Origin of the sequence: Muricauda brasiliensis, assembly GCF_003057865.1 — a bacterium.
GTDB lineage: Bacteria > Bacteroidota > Bacteroidia > Flavobacteriales > Flavobacteriaceae > Flagellimonas > Flagellimonas chongwuensis.
In genome coordinates this window covers 1-224 of record NZ_QBTW01000009.1, presented here as the reverse complement: position 1 = coordinate 224, position 224 = coordinate 1, and the positions used below count along the sequence as shown (strand labels likewise).

Sequence of the window (224 nt, the reverse complement as noted above, 5' to 3'; positions counted from 1 at the left end):
CTGTTGGCGTGGAAGTCAGAAGTACATCGGCCAGAGTAACAGGTAAACTGTTCAAGGTATCATTTAAAAGCACATCGCTACCGTCAATCGCCTCATCTTCACCAAATGTTGCAGTATAGGTATCATCTACGGCATCTATTACGTTACCACCCATTCCTTCGGTCACAGTTACCGTTACGGTTGCGGTATCGCAATTATCTACGTCCATGATATCACAAATCGTA

General features: G+C 44.2%; 1 protein-coding gene. It reads right to left on the bottom strand.

What is annotated here, in order from left to right; translation table 11 throughout:
- A partial coding sequence (locus DCK90_RS05480) for a hypothetical protein (protein ID WP_159075773.1) occupies positions 1-208 on the bottom strand: 208 nt, incomplete at its 3' end.
- Positions 209-224: the final 16 nt, after the last annotated feature.